Raw genomic sequence first — 20333 nt, 5'->3', positions numbered from 1 at the left:
ATCCTTACCCTCCCCCAGCCGGCCCCCGCGCGGCGCGCCGCCCCCCCCGCCGACCCCGCTCCCCGCCCCCCGGGCGGGGGGTTCGGGGGGCGCCGCCCGGCGCCCGACTGCCCCCCAGGCGGGGAAGCCTGCCGCGGCTTTTCGCTTCAGGCGTCCTTCGCCTCATGCGGCGCCGCCGCCGCGGCCGCATCGTGCCCCAGCTCATACTCCGCGTCGTAATCCCACGGCCCGCCATCGGCCGCCGCCGGCCCGCACGAAATCGAGATCGCCCCCTGGTCCGCCGGACCCACCACGCGACGGTTGATCGCGAACAGATTGCGGCCCAGATCATGCGCGGCCGGCGCGGTGTTCGGTGCCAGCGAACGTGCGGCCCATTCCGCCGCATCCACCAGCACTTCCAGCGTGCCAGCCTCGCCATCCAAGCGGATCATGTCGCCTTCGCGCACCTTGGCAAGCGGGCCACCACGCGCCGCTTCCGGCGTCACATGGATGGCCGCCGGGATCTTGCCCGAGGCGCCGGACAGGCGGCCGTCGGTGACCAGCGCCACGCGCCGGCCCTGGTTCTGCAGCAGGCCCAGCAGCGGCGCCAGCGAATGCAGTTCCGGCATGCCGTTGGCACGCGGGCCCTGGTAGCGCACCACCGCCACGAAATCCTGCGGCAGCAGGCCACCGGCGTGCAGCTTGTTCAACACCTGCGGTGCATCCACCACCACCGCCGGTGCTTCGATCGTGCGGTACTGCGGCTTCACCGCCGACAGCTTGATCAGCGACTTGCCCAGGTTGCCGCGCAGCAGGCGCAGGCCACCTTGGTGTTCGAACGGGTTGTCGACACCGCGCACCACTTCGTCATCGGCGCTGCGTTCCAGGCCTGGCAGGTAGACCAGCTGGCCGTCGCGCAGCTGCGGTTCGCGCGCGTAGTCGGCCATGCCGCCGCGCGCCACGCTCACGAGGTCGCCGTGCATCAGGCCGGCCTTGATCAGCTCGCCGAACACGAACGCCGGGCCGCCGGCCGCAGCGAAACGGTTCACGTCGGCATCGCCGTTCGGATAGACGCGGGCCAGCAGTGGGATCAGCTGCGACAGCTCGTCGAAATCGTCCCAGGTCAGCACGATGCCGGCGGCACGTGCCACCGCGATCCAATGGATGGTGTGGTTGGTCGAACCGCCGGTGGCCATCAGCGCGATGACCGCGTTGATGATCGCGCGCTCGTCGATGATGCGGCCCAGCGGACGGAAGTCATCGCCCAGCGCGGTGATGTCCAGCGCGCGTTCGGTGGCTTCGCGGGTCAGTGCATCGCGCAGCGGCGTGCCCGGGTTGACGAACGACGCACCCGGCAGCTGCACGCCCATCGCTTCCAGCAGTACCTGGTTGGAATTGGCGGTGCCGTAGAAGGTGCAGGTGCCGGCGCCGTGGTACGAGGCGGACTCGGCTTCCAGCAGTTCTTCGCGGGTGGCTTCGCCGGCAGCATAGCGCTCGCGGACTTCGGCTTTCTGCTTGTTCGGGATGCCCGGGGTCATCGGGCCGGCCGGCACGAACACCGCCGGCAGGTGGCCGAAGGCCAGCGCGCCGATCAGCAGGCCCGGCACGATCTTGTCGCACACGCCGAGGTAGACGGTGGTGTCGAACATGTCATGGCTGAGCCCGATGGCGGTCGCCTGTGCGATCACATCGCGCGAGAACAGCGACAGTTCCATGCCGCCACGGCCCTGGGTGACGCCGTCGCACATCGCCGGCACGCCGCCGGCCACCTGCGCGGTGGCGCCCAGTTCGCGGGCGATCTCGCGGATCTGCTCGGGATAGGTTTCGAACGGCTGGTGCGCCGACAGCATGTCGTTGTAGGCGGTGATGATGCCCAGGTTCGGCGTCACGCCACCGCGCAGGCGGCTCTTGTCGGTGCCGCCGCAGGCGGCGAATCCGTGGGCGAGGTTGCCGCAGCTCAGGCGGCTGCGGAACGGGCCCTCGCGCAGGGAGGCGTCGATCGCGGCCAGATAGGCGGCACGCGAGGCGGCGCTGCGGCGGATGACGCGCTCAGTGATGGCTTGCAGTTGCGGATGGAGGCTCATTGGCTACCGGCGTTCGTGGTGGCGAGAGGCAAGCGGCGGCATGCGCCGCCGCCGACATCAATCAGCCCAGTGGACGCGCAGGCGCGCGCCGTCCAGGTTGATCGCATTGAGGATCGGGTACTGCTGGGCGTTGTTGCTATCCAGCGCCTGGCGCAGCACCTGCAGCTTCTGCTTGCCGCGCAGCAGCAGCAGGCGCTGGCGGCACTGGCGCAGGCCGTGCGGGGTCAGCGTGATGCGCAGCGGCCACTGGTTCGCGCCCGGGCAGCCGGTGGCATCCAGCGCTGCGTAGGGCAGGGTGCTTTCCAGTGCACGGGCCAGGTCCTTCGAACCCGGGAACAGCGAGGCGGTGTGGCCGTCGTTGCCCATGCCAAGTGCCACCAGGCTCGGCGGTTGGCTGTGCTGGGCCTGCAGGTTGGCGGTGTAGACGCATTCCGGCAGCGGCTTGCCAATCCGCACAAGCGGATCGAAGTGGGCACCCTCGGCGCGCTTGAGCAGGTGTTCGCGCACCAGCCAGGCATTGCTGTCGCGATCCTGCGGCGACAGCCAGCGCTCGTCGGCCAGGCTCACTTCAACCCGGTCCCAGTGCACGTCCAGTTCGGCCAGCGCCTGATACACCGGTGCCGGCGTGGTGCCACCGGACAGCAGGATGCGCGCGCGGCCCACTTCATTGATGTCGTGGTTGAGGGTCTGCGCCATCTCGGCGGCTACCGCTTCGATCCAGCCATCGGCATCGCCGTGGTGGATGAAATCGATGCGGTCGTCGTGGAAGGTGGGGCTCATGCGGCAACTCGTGGTGCGTCACGTTCGGCGTCGGCGGCATAGGCAGCGGCGCCCAGCAGCCCGGCGTGAGGATGCATCACGGCCAGCGACGGAACCCGCGCCATGATCGAAGAGAACCGCCCCTTGTGTTCGAAGCGCTGGCGGAACCCGGAGTGCTGCAGTGAATCGAGCATCTTCGGGGTCAGTCCGCCGGTCAGGAACACGCCGTCCCAGGCGCCTTGGGTCAGTACCAGGTCGCCGGCAATGGCGCCGAACACCGCGCAGAACACATCGACGGTGCGCATTGCCTGCGGATCGCCATGCAGGGCGCGGGCGGTCACGTCCACCGGTTGCAGCTGGCCCGGATCGATGCCGGCCATCTCGCACACCGCGCGATGGATGTTGACCAGGCCGGGGCCGCAGATCAGCCGCTCGTTGGAGACGCGCCCGAACTGCTCGGACAGGATCTCCAGGATGCGGATCTCTTCCGGAGTACCCGGTGGGAAGCTTACATGGCCGCCTTCGGTTTCCAGCGGATAGCAGCGGCCGTGACGCAGGATCAGACCACCGACACCGAGGCCGGTACCCGGCCCGATCACCGCGTAGTTGCGCGGTTGGCCCGGCTTGCCCGGCACCCAGGCGGCACCGCCCACCTGGACCACGTCGTCGGGTTGCAGCAGCGAGATCGCCATCGCCTGCGCGGCGAAGTCGTTGATCAGGTGCAGTTCGTTGAAGCCCAGCATTGCTGCGGTACGGCTGCGCGAGATCACCCACGGATGATTGGTGATGCGTGCCTCGTCGCCGTCGACACGCCCGGCAACCGCGAACACGCCGCGGCTTGCGGTGGCACCGATCTGTTCCAGGTGGTGGTGCGCGGCATCCCCCAGCGACGGGAACTCCGTCACTGCGTATTCGCGGATGCTCTCCTTCAGCAATGGCGCGTCCAGCGAGGTGTCGGCCAGGGCGAAGCGCGCATTGGTGCCACCGATGTCGGCGACCAGCACCGGCTGCGAGCTGGCACTCATGCCGAGGCTCCGCTGTCCGGTGCGTCCACGCCCTGCGGCAGGAACTCCGTTGCGTTGCTCGGGCCCCACTGGCCAGCGGGGTAGGGTTCGAGCGGCAGCTTGGCTGCCTTCCAGGCATCGGCCACGCTGTCGATCCACGCCCAGGCGGCACGCACTTCGTCGTCGCGCACGAACAGGGTGTGGTTGCCGTTGAAGGCGTCCAGGAACAGGCGTTCGTAGGCGATGCGGCGATGAAGGCCGGTCGGCACCGACAGTTCCAGTTCCAGCGGATGCAGTTCCAGCGCGCCCCATTCCGGGCCGGCCAGGCTGCTCATCAGGCCCAGTTCGATGTTCTCCTGCGGCTGCAGCTGGAATACCAGGCGGTTCGGCGCGGCCTGCGCACGCTGCGGGCGCTCGAACAGCCAGTGGGTGACCGGCTTCAGCGTGACCACCACGCGGGTGGTGCGTTCGGGCAGGCGCTTGCCGGTGACCAGGTGGAACGGCACGCCGCTCCAGCGCCAGTTGTCGATATGCGCGGTGACGCCGGCGAAGGTTTCCACGTCGCTGCCTTCCGGCGGCTGGTAGGCCTGGGCCGGCTGGCCGTTGATGCTGCCGGCGGTGTAGCGGCCACGGATGCTGTCACGCGCGGCGTGCCTGGCATCGAGCGGACGCAGCGCACGCAGTACCTTGACCTTTTCGTCGCGGATGCGGTCGGCTTCCAGCGAGGCAGGCGGCTCCATCGCCACCATGCACAGCAGCTGCAGGATATGGCTCTGCACCATGTCGCGCAGCGCACCGGAACGGGCGTAATAGGCATCGCGGCCATCCACGCCTTCACTCTCGGCCACCAGGATGTGCACCGATTCGATGTAGTTGCGGTTCCACACCGCTTCCAGCAGCGTGTTGCCGAAGCGCAGCGCGATCAGGTTCTGCACCGCCGCCTTGCCCAGGTAGTGGTCGAGGCGGAACACGCGGTCCTCGTCGATCCACTGGCCGATGGTGGAGATGATCTCCTCGGCGCTCTCGCTGTCGCTGCCGATCGGCTTCTCCAGCATCAGGCGTGCCGGTGCGGCAAGTGCGCCGCCCTTGGCCAGGCCTTCGCAGGTGGAGATGTACAGACCCGGCGGGATGGCCAGGTAGCTGACGCACTTGCGGTGCACCAGGTCGGAGACCGCGGCGGCAACCGAGTCGACGTCGCGCAGGTCCACCGAACGGTAGTCGATGCGGCGCAGCAGGGCACTGATGTCGTCCTGCGTGGCCATCGGCATGGCCTGCTGCAGGCGCGGGCGCAGGATGTCATGGAAGGCTTCGGTGTCATGCCCGGACAGGGCCAGTGCGCGGATGCGGAAGTCCTCCGGCAGCAGGCCGTCGCCAAGCAGGCGAAGCAGCGAAGGGAACAGGTAGCGCTGGGCCAGATCACCTGTGGCACCGAACAGGAAGAGGGTGTCGTGCATCGCTCGAGTTTCAGATCCGGGTGACATCGTTGTCAATCGCTTCATGGCTGGGTTCGGGGGACATCCGCGCAACTGCCTGTCCGAGGTTCGTCAGGGGCGATCTCCGGGGTAGCGGGAGACCGTTCCATTCGAAACCACTGCCCCGGCGGAAGCTTCGTTCCACCGCCGACGCAGATCGGTGCGCACCGATCATCGGATAGTGCCACGTGAAAACGTTTACATGGCAGAATGGGCAACTGTATTCGATTGCAGTGCTCGCCGTCATGCGGCAAGCGCGCAATCATCACTGCCATCGGGAGGGCCGAGGCAGTCCCAAAAGACAGCCCGGCTTCGGGCGGACCGGATAGGTGATATGGCAAAAGTGCAGTTGCAGGGTGTGCGCAAGGTCTATGACAACGGCCAGGTCGCGGTGAAGGACGCCACCTTCGAGGTCGCCGATGGCGAGCTGATGGTGCTGGTCGGCCCGTCCGGCTGTGGCAAGTCGACCCTGCTGCGGATGGTGGCTGGCCTGGAGGAGATCAGCGGCGGCACGCTGAGCATCGGCGACCGCGTGGTCAACGACGTGGCGCCGAAGGACCGCGACATCGCCATGGTGTTCCAGAGCTACGCGCTGTACCCGCATATGACCGTGGCCGAGAACCTGGCCTTCGGCCTGAAGTTGCGCGGCCATGACAAGGCCACCATCGACAAGCGCATCGCCGAGGCGGCGCAGACGCTGGGCCTGACCGAGATGATGGACAAGCTTCCCAAGGCGATGTCCGGTGGCCAGCGCCAGCGCGTGGCACTGGGCCGTGCGCTGGTGCGCGAGCCGGCGGTGTTCCTGCTGGACGAGCCGCTGTCCAACCTCGACGCCAAGCTGCGCCACAGCGTGCGCACCGAGATCGCGCAGCTGCACCGCAAGCTGGGCACCACGATGATCTACGTGACCCACGACCAGGTGGAAGCGATGACCCTGGGCCAGCGCATCGTGGTGCTGAAGGACGGCATCATCCAGCAGATCGATACGCCGATGGCGCTGTACGACCGCCCGGCCAACCTGTTCGTGGCCGGTTTCCTCGGCAGCCCGGCGATGAACGTGCTGCGTGGCACGCTGCAGGGCGACGCCGGTGGCGTGACCGTGGTCGACGGCGACTGGCGTGCACCGCTGGGCCAGGCCACGATCGATCCGGCGTGGCTGCAGAAGCCGATCGCGGTGGGCGTGCGTCCAGAGCACCTGCAGCCGGCGACCGCCGACGATGCGCATGCGTTCAGCGCGCGCATTGAAGGCATCGAACCGGTCGGCAACGAGATATTCGTCAACCTCAGCAGTGGCCAGCACGCGCTGACCATGCGTGTGGCGCCGCAGGCGTTGCCTGCGGTGGGCGAGGACATCCGCGTAGCGATCCACCCGCAGGGCCTGCATTTCTTCAACGCGGAAACCGGCGAGCGCCTCTGACCCTGTAGAGCCGAGCCCACGCTCGGCTGTATTTCATGGAGAAGCCGAGCATGGGTTCGGCTCTACAGAAGGTGGGTTCAGTAGATCGACGCCATGCGTGGATGAAGCGGTAGCGCCGGGCCGTGCCCGGCGTGAACCTCAGCGTGCCAGGCCATCCAGCAACGGCACGCGCTGCGCCACGGCGCCACCCACCTGCAGCTCGGCGTCGCCGGCCTCCAGTGGCAAGACCGCCAGCGCCAGCTCACCGGCCACGCTGGCAATCGTGCCCAACGCGACGCCGTCCTGCTGCACGCCATCGCCGGCCTGCGCCGGTGCGGCTGTCTGAAGCAACTGCACCGCACGCTTGGCCTTGCCGAGGAAGTGGGTGCGGGCAACGATTTCCTGGCCCGGGTAGCAGCCCTTCTTCACGCTGTAGCCGTTCAGGCGGTCCAGGCCCAGCTGCTGCGGGGTCCACACTTCGCGCTGGCTTTCCTCCAGCCGCGGAAGGCCGTAGCGCAGGTCGGACTGGCGCCAAGCCAGGGCGAAAGCGGCCTCATCGGTTTTGCTGCCGGCGGCAAAGGCATCAGCGGCGCCAATTCGCAGGGTGCGCGGCAGTGCGTCGCTGCCCAGATCCAGTTCCCAGTCGTCCGCTGCAGCGTGCGCAATCGCGGCGCCGCTGGCGGCCTCCGGCGCAGTGAACGCGCCGGCCACGGCCAGATCGCTGCGCACCTGCACCTTCACCTTGCGACGGAACACGAAGCGCTGCAGTTGCGACGCAATCGCATCGGCATCGCCGTCGGCCAGCACCAGCATCACGTGGTCCTCGGCCAGCCGAAGCAGCTGGAACACCGCCAGGGTGCGGCCCTTGGCGCTCAGCCAGGCACTCCACTGCCAGTGCTGCAGGGGCAGGGCGGTGACATCGCTGCTGAACTGGGCGTGGGCGAAGACAGCCGCATCCGGGCCTTGCAGGCTCAGCAGCTGGTGGCCGGGCAGGCGCGGATATCCGACGAAAGCAGGGGGCAGGTTGTCAGGCACGTGAACGAGGTCTAAAATTTGTGCGTTGCGAGACCGAACATGATAGGCCAAACAACCCCCACTCCCGACGACGAATCTGAAGCCCCGCTGGTCCCTGCGGCACCCGTGCCCGTGGAACAGGAAAAGGCGGAGGAATTCGGCGGCCGCGGCGGACTTGATCCGGTGCGGTATGGCGATTGGGAGAAAAACGGACGCTGCATCGATTTCTGATCAGCATTGAGCCAACGCGGCCGCGTGCCGCCCAGCCGAGACAACGAGCCCAGCGAATGGCGACCAGACAACGCCCACTTTCCCCGCACCTTCAGGTGTATCGCTGGCAGATTCAGATGGCCACCTCGATCCTGCATCGAGCTACTGGCATCTTTCTGTCTGTTGGTGCCCTCATCATCGCTGCCGGCCTGCTGGCGCTGATGATGGGGCCCGAGTCCTGGAACTGCTTCACCGGCCATGCCGGGGCCTGGTATGGCCGCGTGTTCCTGTTCGCGTGGACATGGTCGTTCGCCTATCACCTGTGCAATGGCATCCGCCACGTCGTGCAGGACTTCGCCATTGGTTTCAGCATCCCCGCCTTCATCCGCAGCAGCTGGCTGTCGGTCATCGGCAGCCTGGTGATCACCCTGCTGGTGTGGGCCTATGTGATGTTCGGAGGTGCCGCGTGAGCAAGTTCCGTACCCCGTTGAAGAACGTGCGCGGCCTCGGTTCGGCCAAGACCGGCACCGAGCACTTCGTGCACCAGCGCCTGACCGCCGCCGCCCTGGTGGCACTGGGCATCTGGTTCCTGGTCTTCGTGCTGGGCCTGCTGGGCTCGGACTACGCGACCGCCGCCGCCGCCGTGGCCAAGCCGTGGAACGCCGTGCCGCTGATCGGCCTGCTGATCGCCATGTTCTGGCACGCGCAGCTCGGCATGCAGGTCGTGCTGGAAGACTACATCCACGAATCGCTGCTGGCCCTGGTGCTGCAGACCGCGGTGAAGTTCGTCGCCGTGCTCGGCATGATCGTCAGTGTGTTTGCGGTGGGCCGCATCGCCCTCGGCGTTGCCTGAGCCCAGGCACCTACACAGGAATCCAGATTAGATGTCCGCTTACAAGATCACCGAACACAAGTACGACATGGTCGTGGTCGGCGCCGGCGGTGCCGGCCTGCGCGCCACGTTCGGCCTGGCCGCCAAGGGCCTGCAGACCGTGTGCCTGACCAAGGTCTTCCCGACCCGCTCGCACACCGTTGCCGCCCAGGGCGGTATCTCGGCCGCACTCGCCAACATGGGCGAGGACGACTGGCGCTACCACTTCTTCGACACCATCAAGGGGTCGGACTGGCTGGGCGACCAGGACGCCATCGAATACATGTGCCGTGAGGCCATCCCGGCCATCATCGAGCTCGAGCACTACGGCGTGCCGTTCTCGCGCACCGCCGAAGGCAAGATCTACCAGCGTCCGTTCGGTGGCATGACCACCAAGTACGGCGAAGGCCCGGCGGCGCAGCGTACCTGCGCGGCGGCCGACCGTACCGGCCACGCGATGCTGCACACCCTGTACCAGCAGTCGCTGAAGCACGACGCGCGCTTCATGATCGAGTACTTCGCACTCGACCTGATCTTTGACGATGAGGGCGCGTGCCGCGGTGTGCTGGCCCTGGACATGTCCGACGGCACTCTGCACCTGTTCCGCGCCCAGGGCGTGGTGCTGGCTACCGGCGGCTACGGCCGTGCCTACTTCAGCGCCACCTCGGCGCACACCTGCACCGGCGACGGTGGCGGCCTGGCCATGCGTGCCGGCATCGCCATGCAGGACATGGAGTTCGTGCAGTTCCACCCGACCGGCATCTACGGCGCCGGTTGCCTGATCACCGAGGGTGTCCGCGGTGAAGGTGGCATCCTGCGCAACAGCAGCGGCGAGCGCTTCATGGAGCGCTACGCGCCGCATTACAAGGACCTGGCCTCGCGCGACGTGGTCAGTCGTTCGATGACCATCGAGATCCGCGAAGGCCGCGGCGTCGGCGAGCACAAGGACCACATCCTGCTCGACCTGACCCACCTCGGCCCGGGCGTGATCGACGAGAAGCTGCCGGGCATCGCCGAGAGCGCCCGCATCTTCGCCGGCGTCGACGTGCACAAGCAGCCGATCCCGGTCATCCCGACCGTGCACTACAACATGGGCGGCATCCCGACCAACTACCACGGCGAAGTGGTGCAGAAGGTCGGCGACAACGACAATGCCGTGGTGCCGGGGCTGTACGCCATCGGTGAAGCGGCCTGCGTGTCCGTGCACGGCGCCAACCGCCTGGGTTCGAACTCGTTGCTGGACCTGGTGGTGTTCGGTCGTGCGGTGGCCAACCGCTGCGCCGAGACCATCAAGCCGGGCGCTTCGCACAAGCCGCTGCCGGCCGATGCCTGCGACAAGGCGCTGGGCCTGCTGGACAAGCTGCGCCACGCCAACGGCGATACCCCGACCTCGGTCATCCGCGATCGCATGCAGCGCACCATGCAGGCCGACGCGGCCGTCTTCCGCACCAGCCAGACGCTGAAGGAAGGCTGCGAGAAGATGGACAAGATCTTCGACTCGTTCCAGGACGTGAAGGTCTCCGACCGTTCGCTGGTCTGGAACTCGGACCTGATCGAGACCTACGAGCTGAACAACCTGCTGCTCAACGCGGTGGCGACGATCAACTCGGCCGAACAGCGCAAGGAAAGCCGCGGCGCGCATGCGCACGAGGACTATCCGGACCGCGACGACGTCAACTGGCAGAAGCACACCCTGGTCAGCGTCGACGAGAAGGGCAAGTGCAGCTTCGACTACCGTCCGGTGCACATGTACACGTTGACCGACGACGTGTCCGTGGTGCCGCCGAAGCCGCGCGTGTACTGATCCGACCCCGCCTACCATGCAATCCGCGCCCACGGGCGCGGGCCGCCTGAGCCAACGAGAGCAGCCATGGCCGAGTTTTCACTCCCCAAGAATTCCAAGATCACGAAGGGCAAGCACTTCCCCGTCAAGAACGGCGGCAAGAACGTGCGCACCTTCAAGATCTACCGCTGGAGTCCGGACGACGACAGCAACCCGCGCACCGACACCTATGAAGTCGATCTGGACGCCTGTGGCCCGATGGTCCTGGACGCCCTGATCAAGATCAAGAACGAGATTGATCCGACGCTGACCTTCCGCCGCTCCTGCCGCGAAGGTATCTGTGGTTCGTGCGCGATGAACATCGACGGCACCAACACCCTGGCCTGCACCCGAGCCATCTCGGACTGCGGCAAGAAGGAAGTGCCGATCTACCCGCTGCCGCACATGAACGTGGTCAAGGATCTGGTTCCGGACCTGACCCACTTCTACGCGCAGTACGCCTCGATCAAGCCGTGGATCCGCACCCAGACCCCGGCACCGCCGGACCGCGAGCGCCTGCAGTCGCCGGAAGACCGCAAGAAGCTGGACGGCCTGTACGAGTGCATCCTGTGCGCCTGCTGCTCGACCAGCTGCCCGAGCTACTGGTGGAACGGCGAGCGTTACCTCGGCCCGGCGATCCTGCTGCAGGCCTACCGCTGGATCATCGACTCGCGCGATGAGGACACCGGTGCGCGCCTGGACGATCTGGAAGATCCGTTCAAGCTGTACCGCTGCCACACCATCATGAACTGCGCCCGGACCTGCCCGAAGGGCCTGAACCCGGCGTTGGCGATCGCCGAAATCAAGAAGCTGATGATGGAACGCCGCGCCTGATACGGTCCGGCTGTACCGGGTAGAGCCACGCCACGCGTGGCTGCACCACCTCAGTAGAGCCACGCCATGCGTGGCTTTGCTGTATCTGGAGAAACACGATGGAAGAAGACGTTCTGCTGAAGAAGCTGCGCTGGCGCTGCCGCCGCGGCATGCGCGAGCTGGACCAGCTGTTCGGCCGTTACCTCGACCACGAATGGAGCGCTGCGCCGACAGAAGAGCGCGGGGTTTTCCTGTTCCTGCTCGACTGCGAGGACGATAGGTTGTGGCGCTGGTTCATGGGCTATGAGGCCTGCCCGCATGCGCACGCAATCCCCCTCATGCAGAAGATCCTCGCCCTCAAGCCTTGAGTGGCGGCCCTCACGGCTGCAGGCCGCGGCCCAGCTGGCGGTGCTGCTGGCCGCCCCCTGGCTGCTGCGCGCATCGGACCTGCCGCCGCGCCTGCTGATGCCCGCGGTACTGCTGGCCTGGGCCATCGGCGTGACCGAACTGGCCTGGCGACAGCGCAGGCCACGTGTGCAGGTGCTTCTGCCGGCGCCAGCCGAACCGCTGCAGGTGGCGGGGAAGGAGGTGGCGGCGCCGCAAATGGTGGTGCGCGGCCCCTGGCTGCTGCTGCTCTGGCGTGAGGATCGGCGCCGCCGGCGCCTGCTGTTCTGGCCGGATGTGCTCGATTCCGGGCAGCGACGTGAACTGCGACTGGCCGTCGCCGCACGCAGCGTTTCCCGTCGGCCCCGGTCGATGGCACCATAAGCTGAATTGACCGGCGTGCCTGCATGTTCAAACCCATCCCCGTGGCCATCGGCCTGCGCTACCTGCGCGCCAAGCGCCGCAACGGCTTCATCTCCTTCATCTCGATGGCATCGATCCTGGGCATCGCGCTCGGCGTCACGGTGCTGATCACCACCCTGGCGGTGATGAGCGGTTTCCAGAAGGAAATCCGCAGCCGCCTGCTGCAGATGACCGCGCACACCACCATCAGCCGCGACGGCGAGCCGATGCCGGACTGGATGCGGGTGGTCGACGTGGCCAACAAGGATCCGCGCGTGGCCGGTGCCGCGCCGTACATCGAGATCCAGTCGATGATCAGCGGCCCGCGCGTGCAGGGCGCGATCATCCAGGGCATCGATCCGGCGCTGGAACCGAAGGTGTCGGTGATCGACAAGAAGATCACCAAGGGCAGCTATGACAGCCTCAAGCCGGGCAGCTTCAACGTGCTGCTGGGCAAGGAGCTGGCGATCTGGCTGGGCGTGGACGTCGGCGACCAGGTGCTGGTGACCTTTGCAGAAGTGCAGGGCACGCCTGCCGGCGCGGTGCCACGGATGAAACGCTTCACCGTCAGCGGCATCTTCGAGGCCGGTTACAACGAAGTCGACCGTGGCGTGGGCTTCGCCAACATGCAGGACCTGGAGCGCGTACTGCGCAGCGACGGCGCCACCGGCGTGCGCCTGAAACTGCACGACATGGACCGCTCGCTGGAAGTGGGCGTGGATCTGGCGCAGAACCTCGGTGGTGCCTACCGGGTGAGCGACTGGACCCAGCAGAATGCCAACCTCTACCACTCGCTGCGCATGGAGAAGGTGGTGATGGGCATCCTGCTGTCGCTGATCATCGCCATGGGCGCCTTCAACCTGGTCTCCTCGCAGGTGATGCTGGTGACCGACAAGCAGGCCGACATCGCCATCCTGCGCACCCTCGGCCTGACCCCGGGCGGGGTGATGCAGGTGTTCATGGTGCAGGGCTCGCTGATCGGCATCTTCGGCACGCTTGCCGGCCTGATCGGTGGCATCACCCTGACCCTCAACCTGGAGCGCATCCTCGGCGCCATCGAGAGCGTGTTCAACGTCAAGCTGATGCCGGAGGATGTCTACTACATCACCGGCCTGCCGACCGACATGCAGACCGGCGACGTGGTGGCGATTACCGTGGTCGCACTGCTGATGAGCTTCCTGGCCACCCTGTACCCCGCCTGGCGGGCGGCACGCACCCAGCCGGCGGAGGCCCTGCGTTATGAATAAGGTCTTCAACCGCGGCGATGAAGTGATCCGCGCCGAAGCACTGGGCAAGACCTACGCCGAAGGGCGCATGCAGACCCCGGTGTTCGATGGCCTGGACCTGACCGTGACCGCCGGCGAAACGGTGGCGATCATCGGTGCCTCCGGCGCCGGCAAGAGCACGCTGCTGCACCTGCTGGGCGGCCTGGACATTCCGACCGCCGGCGAGGTCTACGTGACCGGCCAGCGCATGTCGGCGCTGTCGGACACCGCGCGAGGCCTGCTGCGCAACCAGGCACTGGGCTTCGTCTACCAGTTCCATCACCTGCTGCCGGAGTTCACCGCGCTGGAAAACGTGATGATGCCGGTGCTGCTGGCCGGCACCGCGGTGGCCGAGGCGAGCAGCCGCGCCACCACGCTGCTGGAAGCGGTCGGCCTCGGCCACCGCCTCGATCACAAGCCAGGCGAACTGTCCGGTGGTGAGCGCCAGCGCGCCGCCGTAGCTCGTGCACTGGTCAATCATCCGGCCTGCGTGCTGGGTGACGAGCCGACCGGCAACCTGGATGACCGCACCGCCGGCACCGTGTTCGATCTGATGCTTGAGCTCAACCGCGCACGGCACACCAGCCTGGTGCTGGTCACCCACGACCGGAGCCTGGCGCGTCGCCTGGACCGGGTGCTGGAGTTGCGCGAAGGGCGCCTGCACGCGCTGGCCCACGCCGACGTCTGAGGCGCTGGGCCCGCTTTGGTGGAAGCCGACCTTGGTCGGCTGCTCCTGCAGGGCAAGCGCCAACCAAGGTTGGCGTCTACCGGAATCCGGCGTTCCGGGCCCGCTTTGATAGAGGCCGACCCTGGTCGACCAGGGAAGCCGCCGACCAGCGGCTGAATGGGGCTGCCGGTCGTCGCGCCGGCGTTGCCAGGCCAGGCGCATGATGGCGGCAGTTCCCCGAGGAGATCGCCATGAAGACCCCGCTTCTGCTGGCCGGCCTCTGCCTGGCCCTGGCCGCCTGTGCCACCACCGGTCGGATCAGCAGCACTGAAAAACTGGCCCTGTACCGCGCCCATGCGGGCGCGCCACAGAATGACATGCAGTTCTTCGGCAGCCTTAATGGCTGGACCGAACTGGGTGACAGCGCGCTGGCGGTGTGGACCCGGCCCAGCGAAGCTTATCTGCTGGAGTTGAGAGGCCCCTGCCAGGACCTGCCGTATGCCACCGCCATCGGCCTGACCAGCCAGATGGGCCGCGTGTCGTCGCGCTTCGACAAGGTGCTGGTGCGCGACCCCACCGGCGGCCCGCGCATGCCGTGCTTCATCGACAGCATCCGCAAGCTGGACGTGAAGGCACTGCGCGCCTCCGAGCAGGAGCTGCGCCAGGCGCAGGTGCAGGAGCGCGAGGAAGCCACGAAATAGCGGTTGTGCGGGCGGCTGGGCGGGATAGCCCAGAAGCCACGTTGCCGGGCCCCGGCCGGGACTCCCTGTGGGTCAGGCTTCCGGCACGAAGCCAGCCGGCTTTTCCGCGTCCTTCTCGAACAGGAACTTGACCAGTTCGCCTTCCAGGAACGCGCGATGCTCCGGCGTGCGCGGCGACAGCCGGTTCTCGTTGATCAGCATGGTCTGGTGCACCAGCCACGCGGCCCAGGCCTGCTTGCCGATGTTGTTGAAGATGCGCTGGCCCAGCTCACCGGGGTAGGGCACGAAGTCCAGGCCCTCGGCATCGCGTTGTTCGTACTGGCAGAAGACGGTTCGGGGCATGGCACTCACTCGTGGTTGCGGGATTTCTTGGAGGTTCGTTTCGGCGTCTTGATCGTGGCGCCGTCGAGCAGTTTGCGGATCGGCGCCGGAAGGCCCAGCGCGGGCAGTTCGTCGACAGCCACCCAGCGCAGCGTGGGTTCTTCCACGCGCAGTCCGTGTACCTGCCGTGACAATACCTGCAGATGCAGCTTGTAGTGGCTGAAGGTGTGCTGCAGCACCGGCAGTTCGTCGGCATCTTCCAGCGAGCCGTCGACATGCGTGTCGAACCAGTCCTGCAGGTCACTGCCCGCCTCGGCCTGCGGCAGCGTCCACAGCTGCGCCCAGATGCCGGTGTCCGGCCGCTTCTGCAGCAGCACGCGCTGCTGGGCGTCGCGCAGCAGCAGGGCGACCGCTTCGCGTTCGGGCAGCGTCTTGCTGGGCTTGGGCGTGGGCAGATCAGTGGTGCGGCCTTCACGGCGTGCCACGCACTGGTCCTGCAGCGGGCAGATGACGCAGGCGGGTTTGGCCCGGCTGCACACGGTGGCGCCCAGGTCCATCTGCGCCTGGGTGTAGTCGGCCATGCGCCCTTCCGGCACGTGTGCCACGTGCGCCTCGGCGATGGCCCACAACTGCTTCTCGATGGCCGGCAGGCCGGGGAAGCCGTCGATGCCGTGGTAGCGGCTGAGCACGCGCTTGACGTTGCCGTCGAGGATCGCGAACGGGTCGTTCCAGGCCTGGCTGAGGATCGCGCCGGCAGTGCTGCGGCCGATGCCGGGCAGGGCGTGCAGTGCATCGAAATCGCGCGGCAGGTCGCCGTCGTGCAGTTCCACGCAGCGCTTTGCAGCGGCATGCAGGTTGCGTGCGCGGGCGTAGTAGCCGAGCCCGGCCCACTGCGCCATCACCGCGTCGTTGCTGGCGGCGGCGAGGTCGGGCAGGGTCGGGAAGTGCTGCAGGAAACGCTGGAAATACGGGATGACCGTGGCCACCTGGGTCTGCTGCAGCATGATTTCCGACAGCCAGACCCGGTACGGGCTGCGCGGGTGCTGCCAGGGCAGGTCGTGGCGGCCGTGGTCGTCGAACCAGTGCAGCATGCGGGCGACGAAGTCGTCTTGCTGGGCGGTGTCGGCGCTGGCGTGCGGCTGGCGGGGCATCGATGTTCCAGAGAGGCAGCCACCCGTGGGTTCACCCTTGTAGAGCCACCCCATGGGTGGCCGCACCAGAGTGCGGTGGCTGCACGGTGTATCAGGCGCCCAAAGCTTCAGGCAGAAGGGCGTCGACGAAGGCTTCCGGATCGAACACGCGCAGGTCTTCCGGGCGCTCGCCGATGCCGGCAAAGCGGATCGGAATGCCGAACTCGCGGGCCAGCGCGAACACCACGCCGCCCTTGGCAGTGCCGTCCAGCTTGGTCACCACCAGGCCGGTCACGTTCACCGCAGCATTGAACTGGCGCAGCTGCGACAGCGCGTTCTGGCCGGTGGTGCCGTCGATCACCATCAGCACTTCGTGCGGGGCGGTGGGATCGATCTTGCCGAGCACGCGGCGGATCTTGCCCAGCTCGTTCATCAGACCGGACTGGGTGTGCAGGCGGCCGGCGGTATCGGCGATCAGCACCGAGGTGCCGCGGGCCTTGCCGGCCTGCAGTGCGTCGAATGCCACCGAAGCGGCATCGGCGTTCTGCCCCTGGGCGACCACGGCCACGCCGTTGCGCTCGCCCCAGGCCTGCAGCTGGGCCACGGCAGCGGCACGGAAGGTGTCGCCGGCGGCCAGCATCAGGCTGTGGCCGTCATCCTTGAAGCGCTTGGCCAGCTTGCCGATGGTGGTGGTCTTGCCGACGCCGTTGACGCCGACGGTGAGCACCACGAACGGCTTGGCGTTGCGGTCGATCACCAGCGGCTTGGCCACCGGCTGCAGGATCGCGATCAGCTCGGCGCGCAGCGCGGCCAGCAGCGCATTGGCATCAGCGAACTCGCGCGACTTCATGCGCTTGCGCAGGCCTTCGACCAGGTCGGTGGTGGCGCCCACGCCGACGTCGGCGGTGATCAGTGCGGTTTCCAGCTCGTCCAGCAGGTCGTCGTCGAGCTTGGGGTTGCGCGAGAACAGGCCGCCGAAGCTGCGTGCGATGACGCTGTTGCGCAGGCGTTCGCGCCAGCCGGGCTTACCGGCCGGCGCCGGAACGGCGTCGACCGAAGCGGCGGCTGGCAGGTCGTCGGCGGCCGGTGCCGGAGTGGATTCAGGCGCCGGTGCCGGTTCGATGGCCGCGGGTGCGATGGGAGCGACGTCGATCACCATCGGAGCTGCCGGAACCGGAGTGGCTGGAGCCTGAATCACCGGAGTGGGCTCGACAGCAACTGGAGCGACGGCTGCTGGGGCCGGCTCGACCGGCGCAGGCTCGACCGGTACGACTACAGGTGCTGGTTCTTTGTCCTCGACCGGTGCGGCCGACGGGAACGCCGCCGCCAGCTCTTCAGCCGAGTAGTGCTGGGTCTTGGGTGCCTCTGTTGCGGGGGCATCCTGGGGCTTCTTGCGGCGGAAAAAACTGAGCATTGGCAAAAGGCGCTGAAATCAGATGGATATGCTACCACTCGGGCCTGTCCGGCCGATGTGGACTCAAGGTCGCGGCCCGCCGGCCGTTAACCGGTCCGGAGGGCTGCGCAGTGCGGCCCGGAGACCGCCATGAACAACGTGATGGGAACGGCACTCAGCGGCATGCGCGCGGCCCAGCAGGGTGTTCAGGTGGCCGCGCACAACGTGGCCAATCTGGCGACCCCGGATGCCGAGCGCCTGCAACTGCAGCGCAGTGCGGTGGAGCAGGGCGGAGTGGAGACGGCGGTGGCCACCACCGGCTCCGATCCGGGCGCGCCACTGGGTGATCTGCTGGCGGCCAAGGCCGAAGTGGTGGCTTTCGCTGCCAACGCCGCAGTGATCCGGCGGCAGGACCAGATGCTGGGCTCACTGCTGGATCGCCAGGCCTGAGCAACCCGCCTCGGCAGGTGCCAACCTTGGTTGGCACGCCCGACCCGCCTCGGTAGGTGCCAACCTTGGTTGGCACTCATGGAGCAGTCGAGCATGGCTCGACTCTACAAAAGCGCGTCACCAAGGTTGACCTCCACCCTGCCGATCAGGCCGACAGCTCCAGCAGCAGCTTGTTCAGGCGTGCCACGTACGCGCCCGGGTCCTTCAGGCTGTCACCGGCGGCCAGTGCGGCCTGGTCGAACAGCACCCGGCCGAGGTCGTCGAAACGTGCGCCATCGCCTTCGGCGTCCAGCTTGGCGATCAGCGGGTGACCCGGGTTGATCTCCAGCACCGGCTTGCTTTCGGGCACCTTCTGCCCGCTGGCTTCCAGGATCTGGCGCATCTGCAGCCCCAGGTCCTGTTCGCCGATGGCCAGCACCGCCGGCGAATCGGTCAGGCGGTGCGACGCGCGCACCTCGGCCACGTCGTCGCCCAGCACCGTCTTCAGGCGCTCGACCAGGCCCTGCTTGTCCTTGGCGGCCGCTTCCTGTTCCTGCTTGTCGGCCTCGCTTTCCAGCGCGCCCAGGTCGAGGTCGCCGCGGGCGATGTCGACGAAGCCCTTGCCGTCGAAATCGGTCAGGTAGCCCATCAGCCACTCGTCGATGCGGTCGGTCAGCAGCAGCACTTCCACGCCCTTCTTGCGGAACACTTCCAGGTGCGGGCTGTTGCGCACCTGGCTGTAGCTCTCACCGGTCAGGTAATAGATCTTGTCCTGGCCTTCGGCCATGCGGCCGATGTAATCGGCCAGCGACACGGCCTGCGCATCGGCGTCGCCACGGGTGGAGGCGAAGCGCAGCAGCCCGGCCACCTTCTCGCGGTTGTTGTAGTCCTCGGCCGGGCCTTCCTTCAGCACCTGGCCGAATTCCTTCCAGAACGTGGCGTACTGCTCAGGCTTGTCGGTGGCCAGCTTCTCCAGCATGTCCAGCGAGCGCTTGGTCAGCGCGGCCTTCATCGAGTCGATGACCGGACCGGACTGCAGGATCTCGCGCGAGACGTTCAGCGACAGGTCGTTGGAATCGACCACGCCCTTGATGAAGCGCAGGTACAGCGGCAGGAACTGCTCGGCCTGGTCCATCACGAACACGCGCTGCACGTACAGCTTCAGCCCCTTCGGCGCGTCACGGTGGTACAGGTCGAACGGCGCGCGGCCGGGCACGTACAGCAGCGAGGTGTACTCCAGCTTGCCTTCGACCTTGTTGTGGCTCCACGCCAGCGGGTCGCTGTGGTCGTGCGCCACGTGCTTGTAGAACTCGTTGTACTCGGCGTCGCTGATCTCGGTGCGCGGGCGGGTCCACAGCGCGCTGGCGCGGTTGACGGTCTCCCACTCGATGGCGGCGCCTTCTTCGCCGCCTTCCTTCGGCATCTGGATCGGCAGGCCGATATGGTCCGAGTACTTCTTCAGGATGCTGCGCAGGCGCCAGCCATCGGCGAAGTCGTGCTCGCCGTCCTTCAGGTGCAGCACGATGCGGGTGCCGCGCTCGGCCTTGTCGACGGTGGCCACTTCGAAATCGCCTTCGCCACGCGAGGTCCAGCGCACGCCTTCGCCTGCAGCCAGGCCGGCACGGCGCGAGGTCACTTCCACTTCGTCGGCGACGATGAAGGCGCTGTAGAAGCCGACGCCGAACTGGCCGATCAGCTGCGAATCCTTCTTCTGGTCGCCGGACAGCTGGCGCAGGAAGTCACCGGTGCCGGATTTTGCAATCGTGCCCAGGTGGGCGATGGCTTCGGCGCGGCTCATGCCGATGCCGTTGTCTTCGATGGTGATGGTATGGGCGGCGGCGTCGAAGCTGACGCGCACGCGCAGCTCGCTGTCGCCTTCCAGCAGGGCAGGCTGGGTCAGGGCCTCGAAGCGCAGCTTGTCGGCGGCATCGGCGGCGTTGGAGACCAGCTCGCGCAGGAAGATCTCCTTGTTGGAGTACAGCGAGTGGATCATCAGCTGCAGCAGCTGCTTGACTTCGGTCTGGAAGCCAAGGGTTTCGGTCTGGGTGGTCTCGGTCATCGATTAAGGCTCCATGTGCAATGCCGCGCCAGCGCGTGCGGCCTCGCCAAGGGGTATGGCTGATTGTCCCGAAATCAAGGGGTTGGTCGGGCAGGGCTTGCAGCCCTGCACCTGCAGAGGCCGATGCAACAGCAACAGCGGGCTATCCGTGGGATGGC

21 protein-coding genes are annotated in these 20333 nt (G+C 67.2%); 12 read left to right on the top strand and 9 right to left on the bottom strand.

Going from position 1 to position 20333, the window contains the following annotated elements:
• Positions 1-146: 146 nt before the first annotated feature.
• The 4 genes from edd to zwf are packed head-to-tail and all read right to left on the bottom strand — an operon-like array spanning position 147 to position 5280.
• Positions 147-2063, bottom strand: coding sequence for a phosphogluconate dehydratase (edd, locus tag QRO91_RS16855; RefSeq protein WP_049429314.1), 1917 nt, complete (start codon positions 2061-2063; stop codon positions 147-149).
• Positions 2064-2120: 57 nt separating this feature from the next.
• The gene (gene pgl, locus QRO91_RS16850; protein ID WP_049429313.1) at positions 2121-2843 is read right to left on the bottom strand and encodes a 6-phosphogluconolactonase; all 723 of its coding nucleotides are present in this window, start codon (positions 2841-2843) and stop codon (positions 2121-2123) included.
• On the bottom strand, positions 2840-3847 hold the full coding sequence (glk, locus tag QRO91_RS16845) for a glucokinase (RefSeq protein ID WP_197651146.1): 1008 nt from the start codon (positions 3845-3847) through the stop codon (positions 2840-2842). The genes pgl and glk overlap by 4 nt, the downstream gene beginning before the upstream one ends.
• Positions 3844-5280 (bottom strand): glucose-6-phosphate dehydrogenase, encoded by a 1437-nt coding sequence (gene zwf, locus QRO91_RS16840; protein WP_049429311.1) that lies wholly within the window; start codon positions 5278-5280, stop codon positions 3844-3846. The genes glk and zwf overlap by 4 nt, the downstream gene beginning before the upstream one ends.
• Positions 5281-5632: 352 nt before the next feature.
• Here zwf and QRO91_RS16835 point away from each other — a divergent pair, with 352 nt between their 5' ends.
• On the top strand, positions 5633-6715 hold the full coding sequence (locus QRO91_RS16835; protein ID WP_049429310.1) for an ABC transporter ATP-binding protein: 1083 nt from the start codon (positions 5633-5635) through the stop codon (positions 6713-6715).
• Between the two features lie 138 nt (positions 6716-6853).
• Here the strand turns inward: QRO91_RS16835 and QRO91_RS16830 are convergent, their stop codons facing one another.
• Positions 6854-7729, bottom strand: a complete 876-nt coding sequence (locus QRO91_RS16830) for a folate-binding protein YgfZ (protein ID WP_049429309.1) — start codon at positions 7727-7729, stop codon at positions 6854-6856.
• 39 nt (positions 7730-7768) lie between these two features.
• Between QRO91_RS16830 and QRO91_RS16825 the strand changes: the two genes are divergently transcribed.
• The 10 genes from QRO91_RS16825 (at position 7769) to QRO91_RS16780 (ending at position 14843) form a co-directional block, all read left to right on the top strand.
• Complete coding sequence (locus QRO91_RS16825; protein ID WP_005409075.1) at positions 7769-7939, top strand: DUF1674 domain-containing protein; 171 nt, start codon at positions 7769-7771, stop codon at positions 7937-7939.
• A 56-nt stretch (positions 7940-7995) separates the two neighbouring features.
• Positions 7996-8388, top strand: coding sequence for a succinate dehydrogenase, cytochrome b556 subunit (sdhC, locus tag QRO91_RS16820; protein ID WP_005416132.1), 393 nt, complete (start codon positions 7996-7998; stop codon positions 8386-8388).
• Positions 8385-8771 (top strand): succinate dehydrogenase, hydrophobic membrane anchor protein, encoded by a 387-nt coding sequence (gene sdhD / locus QRO91_RS16815; protein WP_049400952.1) that lies wholly within the window; start codon positions 8385-8387, stop codon positions 8769-8771. The genes sdhC and sdhD overlap by 4 nt, the downstream gene beginning before the upstream one ends.
• Before the next feature lie 31 nt (positions 8772-8802).
• A complete protein-coding gene (gene sdhA, locus QRO91_RS16810; protein ID WP_049429308.1) occupies positions 8803-10593 on the top strand; it encodes a succinate dehydrogenase flavoprotein subunit in 1791 nt (596 codons plus the stop codon).
• Between the two features lie 66 nt (positions 10594-10659).
• Positions 10660-11445 carry a succinate dehydrogenase iron-sulfur subunit gene (locus QRO91_RS16805; protein WP_005409079.1) on the top strand — a complete coding sequence of 262 codons (786 nt, stop codon included), beginning with the start codon at positions 10660-10662 and terminating at the stop codon, positions 11443-11445.
• A 98-nt stretch (positions 11446-11543) separates the two neighbouring features.
• On the top strand, positions 11544-11792 hold the full coding sequence (locus tag QRO91_RS16800) for a succinate dehydrogenase assembly factor 2 (RefSeq protein WP_197620730.1): 249 nt from the start codon (positions 11544-11546) through the stop codon (positions 11790-11792).
• On the top strand, positions 11743-12192 hold the full coding sequence (locus QRO91_RS16795) for a hypothetical protein (protein WP_100443618.1): 450 nt from the start codon (positions 11743-11745) through the stop codon (positions 12190-12192). The genes QRO91_RS16800 and QRO91_RS16795 overlap by 50 nt, the downstream gene beginning before the upstream one ends.
• 23 nt (positions 12193-12215) lie before the next feature.
• Complete coding sequence (locus tag QRO91_RS16790) at positions 12216-13457, top strand: lipoprotein-releasing ABC transporter permease subunit (protein WP_049427320.1); 1242 nt, start codon at positions 12216-12218, stop codon at positions 13455-13457.
• Positions 13450-14163, top strand: coding sequence for a lipoprotein-releasing ABC transporter ATP-binding protein LolD (gene lolD / locus QRO91_RS16785; RefSeq protein WP_049427318.1), 714 nt, complete (start codon positions 13450-13452; stop codon positions 14161-14163). The genes QRO91_RS16790 and lolD overlap by 8 nt, the downstream gene beginning before the upstream one ends.
• 230 nt (positions 14164-14393) lie before the next feature.
• Positions 14394-14843, top strand: a complete 450-nt coding sequence (locus tag QRO91_RS16780; RefSeq protein ID WP_197620728.1) for a DUF6491 family protein — start codon at positions 14394-14396, stop codon at positions 14841-14843.
• 72 nt (positions 14844-14915) lie between these two features.
• Here QRO91_RS16780 and QRO91_RS16775 read toward each other — a convergent pair whose 3' ends face one another.
• The 3 genes from QRO91_RS16775 to ftsY form a co-directional block, all read right to left on the bottom strand.
• A complete protein-coding gene (locus QRO91_RS16775) occupies positions 14916-15185 on the bottom strand; it encodes an oxidative damage protection protein (protein ID WP_049427989.1) in 270 nt (89 codons plus the stop codon).
• Between the two features lie 5 nt (positions 15186-15190).
• Complete coding sequence (mutY, locus tag QRO91_RS16770) at positions 15191-16315, bottom strand: A/G-specific adenine glycosylase (protein ID WP_100443616.1); 1125 nt, start codon at positions 16313-16315, stop codon at positions 15191-15193.
• 91 nt (positions 16316-16406) lie between these two features.
• Entirely contained in the window at positions 16407-17708 is a 1302-nt protein-coding gene (gene ftsY, locus QRO91_RS16765) for a signal recognition particle-docking protein FtsY (RefSeq protein WP_049427985.1), read from the bottom strand.
• A gap of 129 nt (positions 17709-17837) precedes the next feature.
• Between ftsY and QRO91_RS16760 the strand changes: the two genes are divergently transcribed.
• A complete protein-coding gene (locus QRO91_RS16760) occupies positions 17838-18137 on the top strand; it encodes a hypothetical protein (RefSeq protein ID WP_049427983.1) in 300 nt (99 codons plus the stop codon).
• Between the two features lie 145 nt (positions 18138-18282).
• On the opposite strand, the gene htpG is transcribed toward QRO91_RS16760, so the two are convergent.
• Positions 18283-20175: a molecular chaperone HtpG gene (htpG, locus tag QRO91_RS16755; RefSeq protein WP_049427982.1), complete on the bottom strand. Its 1893-nt coding sequence runs from the start codon at positions 20173-20175 to the stop codon at positions 18283-18285.
• Between the last annotated feature and the right edge of the window lie 158 nt (positions 20176-20333).

Origin of the sequence: Stenotrophomonas maltophilia group sp. Smal32 (genome assembly GCF_030237085.1) — a bacterium.
Taxonomy (GTDB): Bacteria; Pseudomonadota; Gammaproteobacteria; order Xanthomonadales; family Xanthomonadaceae; genus Stenotrophomonas; species Stenotrophomonas maltophilia_Q.
The sequence above is the reverse complement of the archived record's forward strand: the minus strand, read 5'-3'. Positions and strand labels throughout refer to the sequence as shown.